The 6,021-nt window shown below is 35.6% G+C and carries 3 protein-coding genes; 1 reads left to right on the top strand and 2 read right to left on the bottom strand.

What is annotated here, in order from left to right; all coding sequences use genetic code 11:
* Positions 1–359: 359 nt before the first annotated feature.
* Positions 360–851: a hypothetical protein gene (locus IAI56_RS15020; RefSeq protein ID WP_187658635.1), complete on the bottom strand. Its 492-nt coding sequence runs from the start codon at positions 849–851 to the stop codon at positions 360–362.
* A gap of 175 nt (positions 852–1,026) precedes the next feature.
* Positions 1,027–3,870, bottom strand: coding sequence for an aminomethyl-transferring glycine dehydrogenase (gene gcvP, locus IAI56_RS15015; RefSeq protein WP_187658634.1), 2,844 nt, complete (start codon positions 3,868–3,870; stop codon positions 1,027–1,029).
* Positions 3,871–4,153: 283 nt separating this feature from the next.
* On the opposite strand from gcvP, the gene IAI56_RS15010 reads away from it, so the two are divergent.
* The coding region (locus IAI56_RS15010) for a CotH kinase family protein (RefSeq protein ID WP_187658633.1) at positions 4,154–6,021 on the top strand (1,868 nt) is incomplete at its 3' end.

The following is a 6,021-nucleotide window of genomic DNA, read 5'->3' as shown; positions in this document are numbered from 1 at the left end:
CAAAGTTTATATTTATACTTAGTTTAGTTTATATTTATACTTGGTTAAGTTTATTATAATACTAAACTAAGTTTATAGTAATACATAGCTTTATTTATAATTATACTGTTATCTATTTATACTTATACTATATAAAGTACATACTAATACTGTTGTTTTTGTTTTTTTAGCTTAGAGAAAAAATCTATTTGTTGGTTTTTTTTACCAAGTAGTTGAGTTTTATATTCCTGCAAGGTCTTTTTTTTAACCTTGTAGGTATTTATAATTTAAGCAGTATGCCTACAAGGTTGTAAAAACCTTGCAGGAAGAGCATAAAAAAAGCGCTTCGAAAGAAGCGCTCTAATCAAATTTGTGGTAAACTAAAGATTTGGATCAGTGGCTGGTTTTCCTGTGCCACCTTGCCCAGCAAAGCGTTGTTTTAGTAAATCATAAATGGTGTCTGTACCCGGAATTCCTGCATCGGCAGCCGAACCAAAGAGTTTGTACACCGTCAGTGCAGAGGTGTAGGCTTCGCTACCTGCTAGCAACTGAGTGTCGTTTATTTTTTCTAAAATTTGGTTCAGTTTAATTTTAATCGGTTCAAGTTGATTGAATAGGTCTAGGTCGTTTTTCATGGCTACTACAGATACATACCCTGGCAGGAGTGTTTCGTTGCTAGTAGCTGCATTAATAGCGTCTTCGGTAAAGGCTTTGTTGTTTACATCAATAGCAGGAAGCGTTATTCGCTCGGTAACGGTAAGCCCAATTAAAAAATCCAGTCTGCTGTTTAAAGCATCAATGCTGTCATTGATAGCAGTTACATCACTTTGTGATAAAGTAAAATCCAATCGATTGTTTGATAAATTTGCCATACTTGTTTTTTTTATTGATTATTAATAGTATAAACTTACAAAAAACCTTGTAAAGTAGTATATTTTTAACGTAAAAAGCTTATAAAAATAAATCGTATAAGATTTGTATTAAAAAAAAGGTTTCAAGTTTTTAGCTTGAAACCTTAATTATTAATTCGTAATTTCTAATTTATAATTACATATACGCTTCGATTGGTGCACAGCTGCATACTAAATTTCTGTCGCCATAGGCTTCGTCAACACGACGAACACTTGGCCAAAATTTGTTTTCAGCAATGTAGTCCAGCGGGAAAGCCGCTTGTTCTCTGGTGTATGGAAAACTCCAAGTATCGGTAGTTAGCATGGCTAAAGTATGTGGAGCGTTTCTCAAAATGTTATTTTCGTCTTCTTTGGTCGAAGCTTCAATTTCTTTTCTAATTGAAATCATAGCATCACAAAAACGGTCTAATTCGGCTAGGTCTTCGCTTTCGGTAGGTTCTACCATCAGTGTTCCAGCTACTGGGAACGAAACCGTTGGCGCATGGAAACCATAGTCCATCAATCGTTTTGCAATATCAGTTACTTTGATTCCTTTTTCTTCAAAAGCTCTGCAATCTAATATCATTTCGTGAGCCGCTCGTCCCATTTCTCCTGAATATAAAATAGGGTAGTGGTTTTCTAAGCGTGCTTTCATATAGTTAGCATTCAAGATGGCAAATTGCGTAGATTTTTTCAATCCTTCTGCACCTAGCATCGTAATGTATCCATAGGAAATCAAACAGACCAAAGCAGAACCATAAGGCGCAGCCGAAATAGCGGTAATGGCTTGGTCGCCGCCTACTTTTATCACAGGATTAGTTGGTAAAAACGGAACTAATTTTTCGTTTACACAAATAGGTCCAACGCCTGGTCCACCGCCACCATGAGGAATAGCAAAGGTTTTATGTAAGTTTAGGTGACATACATCAGCTCCAATAGTAGCTGGATTAGTCAAGCCTACCTGAGCATTCATATTCGCACCATCCATATAAACCAAACCGCCGTTGTCGTGGATGAGTTGAGTAATTTCGCAAATAGCGCTTTCAAAAACACCATGTGTTGACGGATAAGTAACCATTAGGCACGATAGGTTGTCTGCATGCTCAATGGCTTTTGCTTTTAAATCTTCTACGTCAATATTACCGTTTTCCATGGTTTTGGTCACGATAATTTGCATTCCTGCCATTGCTGCCGAAGCAGGATTAGTTCCATGAGCCGAAGCTGGAATTAAACACACATTTCTGTGGTTATCGCCACGAGAAAGATGATATGCACGGATGACCATCAAACCAGCATATTCTCCTTGCGCACCCGAATTTGGCTGTAAAGTTGTACCTGCAAAACCAGTTACCACATTCAATTGATGCTCTAATTTTTTAAGCATAATTTGATAACCTTCGGCTTGCTCGATTGGTGCAAATGGGTGGATGCTGTTCCAGTTTGCCATAGAAAGAGGCAACATTTCGGCAGCAGCATTTAATTTCATGGTACAAGAACCTAATGATATCATCGAATGGTTTAACGATAAATCTTTGCGTTCTAATTTTTTAATATAACGCATCAACTGGCTTTCAGAATGATGGTTGTTGAAAACCTCATGTTGCAAGAACGATGAGGTTCTTTCTAATGATTTTGGTAAATTATTTGCAGTAGTTAATTCGGTTACAGTAAAACTGTCTTTTCCTGTTGCTTCTGCAAAAATGAAAATGATTTGATTGATATCTGAAATAGAAGTCGTTTCGTTTACTGAAATCGAAATCGTATCGGCATCAACATAGTAGAAATTTACTTCTTGTTTTTCGGCAATAGCTTTAACCTTGTTAGCATCGGCTTTTACTAAAATGGTATCAAAAAACGCAGCATTTGTTTGATAAACGCCTAATTTATTTAATGCATCTGCTAAAGTTGAAGCGGAGTTGTGTACTTTGTCAGCAATATATTGTAAGCCTTTTGGTCCGTGATACACTGCATACATTCCTGCCATAACGGCTAATAAAACCTGAGCCGTACAAATATTAGAAGTTGCTTTTTCACGTTTGATATGTTGTTCACGAGTTTGCAACGCCATTCTCAAAGCGCGATTTCCGTTAGTGTCAATCGTTACGCCAATAATTCTTCCTGGCATAGAGCGTTTGTATTCTTCTTTGGTGGCAAAAAACGCAGCGTGTGGTCCGCCATAACCCATCGGAATTCCGAAACGTTGAGTTGTTCCTACTACTACATCGGCACCCATTTCGCCAGGAGGCGTTAGTTTTACTAATGATAAAATATCGGCAGCTACAGCAACTTTAATTTCGGCCGTTTTTGCTTTTGCAATAAAACCAGCATAGTCGTTAACCTGACCATATTTTCCAGGATATTGAAGAATAGCTCCAAAATAGTCGTTTGAGAAATCAAAAGTTTCATGGTTGCCTACTACTAATTCAACACCAATTGGCGTAGAACGCGTTTGCAACACCGATAAGGTTTGAGGTAAAATTTCTTCAGAAACGAAGAATTTACAAACGTTGTTTTTCTTTTGCTCACGAGAACGAACGTCAAACAATAACGCCATAGCTTCGGCAGCAGCGGTAGATTCGTCAAGAAGAGAAGCGTTAGCAATTTCCATTCCCGAAAGTTCAATAACGGTAGTTTGAAAATTTAAAATAGCTTCTAAACGACCTTGAGCAATTTCGGCTTGATAAGGCGTATAAGCCGTGTACCAACCTGGATTTTCAAAAATATTCCTTTGAATTACCGCAGGAATTACCGTTGGATGGTATCCTAAACCAATGTAAGATTTGAAAACTTTATTCTTTTTGCCCAGTTCTTGAATGTGATTTAAGTATTCATATTCAGAAAGAGGTGCGTCTAAATTTAATGGATTTTTTAAAAGAATATTGTCAGGAACGGTTTCATAAATTAGTTGTTCCAAGCTGTCCACTCCAATGGTTTTAAACATATGTTGTAGGTCGTTCTCACTTGGACCTATGTGGCGTAATGCAAAAGCGTCTGTTCTCATTAAAATGTGTTCTAAATTGGGTTTAGTTATGTTTGTTTTTTTGTGGAAACAAAAGTAATTATTATACATTGAATATTGTGCTAAACAAAGTCTAATTTTTTATTAACCAAAGAGTTTGTTTATCAACAAAGAGAGTAAATTTTCTACAACTTTTGAACGATAAAATTTGCATGATAAGGTTATTTATCGAAATAAAAAGCTACACAACGATTTTAATCCTTTTTATCAATGGGTTATCAAAAAGTTATATAATTTCGATTTGAAATTAATATCTATTAAGAAGATGAAAAAAATTACTTTATTAATCGTTTTACTATTTTTTGGGTTGCAAATGAATGCACAAGGCGTAGTTATAAACGAGATAATAACTTCTAATGCAGCGGTAATTACCGATGACGACGGAAGTTATGAAGATTGGGTAGAATTGTATAATACATCAGCTAGCCCAATAAATTTGGCAGGTTATGGATTGACCGATTTAGCTTCAAATCCTTACCTATGGGTTTTTCCAGAATACTGGATGGAACCAGGAGAGCATTTATTAATATGGTGTTCAGATAAGAACAGAACCGATATTAATTTTCCATTACATACTAATTTTAAAATCAGTTCGGGTGGAGAAACGATTACATTAACGGATAATAATGGCGTAACGGTTGATAGTTATCCAGCAGTAATTATTCCACAAAATTACACTTATGGAAGACAAACCGATGGTTCATCAACCTTTGTTATTTTTCCAGAACCAACACCTGGCGAAAGCAATACTACACAAGGATTTTCAGAAGTGTTATCGGCACCAACTTTTTCTGTTTCTGGTGGATTTTTTTCAGAAAGTTTTAGCTTAACAATTAGTCATCCTGATCCAACTGTTACGATTATTTATACAACTGATGGTTCAGATCCAAATATTGATAACCTTAATGGAACAACCTATCAATATAAAAATCAATATCCAATTGGTCTTGGAGAACTGCCTATTAATGAGTTTTCTACTAATAGTTTTAAATCCTTTCAATATACAGCACCATTAACCATAGAAGATAGAACGAGTCAACCCAATGATATTTCTACCATTTCATCTACTTTTGATTTTGATCCTTCTTACTACATTCCTGATTATTCAATCTTTAAGGCTACAGTTGTTCGTGCTAGAGTATTTAAAGCGGGTGCATTGGAGAGTAAAATTGTAACGCAAACCTATATAGTCTCGCCAGAAGGAAGTCAAAAGTTTAATGTTCCAGTAGTATCAATAAGCGTTGACGAGAATAAATTTTTTGATTATAATGATGGTATCTATGTTGCGGGTGTAGATTATGATAATTGGAGAGTGGCTAATCCAGATATTGAGGCTTTGTATTATTCAGAGTCAAATTATGATAGATCTGGCGAAGCTACAGAACAAGTTGGACATTTTAATTATTTTGTAAACGGAAATGAAGTTTTAAATCAGCAAGTTGGAATCCGTATCAATGGAGGCGGTTCTCGTGCTTTTCAAAATAAGTCGTTACGATTGTACGCAAGACCAGAACTTGGAGCAGCTACATTTAATTATCCAATTTTTTCCGGTGAAAGCTATAATAGTTACAAACGATTAGTATTGAGAAATTCTGGGAATGATTTTTTTAATACCTATTATAAAGATGCATTTACTCATGAATTAATTGAGAAAACAGGTCTGGATAATCAGGCATATCAGCCATCGGTTGTATTGTTAAATGGCGAATATTGGGGAATGTTAAACATTAGAGAACGAATGGATAGACATTATTTCGAAAGAAAGTATGGCATTGTTGAGGCTGACATCGAAGTTATTGACGATGGTTATCAGGTAGATGAAGGAAGTGGTGACCATTTCGAGGCGATGTTTTCTTATTTAGAAAATAATTCATTGGCAGATGTTTCTAATTATAATTACATTAAAACACAACTCGATGCCGATAACTTCAGAGATTATTTTATAACCAATATTTTTATTCAGAATACGGATTGGCCAGGATGGAATACTCTTTTTTGGAGAAAAAATACCACATTTAATCCGCAAGTCGCTTATGGAAATGACGGACGATGGAGAACAGCAATCAAAGATACTGATGCAGGTTTTAGTTTAATGCTTGATATTAATGACCATAATACATTAGAATTTGCTAC

Origin of the sequence: Flavobacterium macrobrachii (genome assembly GCF_014486675.1) — a bacterium.
Lineage (GTDB): Bacteria > Bacteroidota > Bacteroidia > Flavobacteriales > Flavobacteriaceae > Flavobacterium > Flavobacterium macrobrachii.
Note: the sequence above shows the minus strand (reverse complement) of the source record. Positions and strands in the feature narration are given on the sequence as shown.

What these genes read in the sequence shown, in the direction of transcription:
- IAI56_RS15020 (WP_187658635.1), bottom strand. Translation starts at nt 851, where the DNA reads ATGGCAAATTTATCAAACAATCGATTGGATTTTACTTTATCACAAAGT.
- gcvP (WP_187658634.1), bottom strand. Translation starts at nt 3,870, where the DNA reads ATGAGAACAGACGCTTTTGCATTACGCCACATAGGTCCAAGTGAGAAC.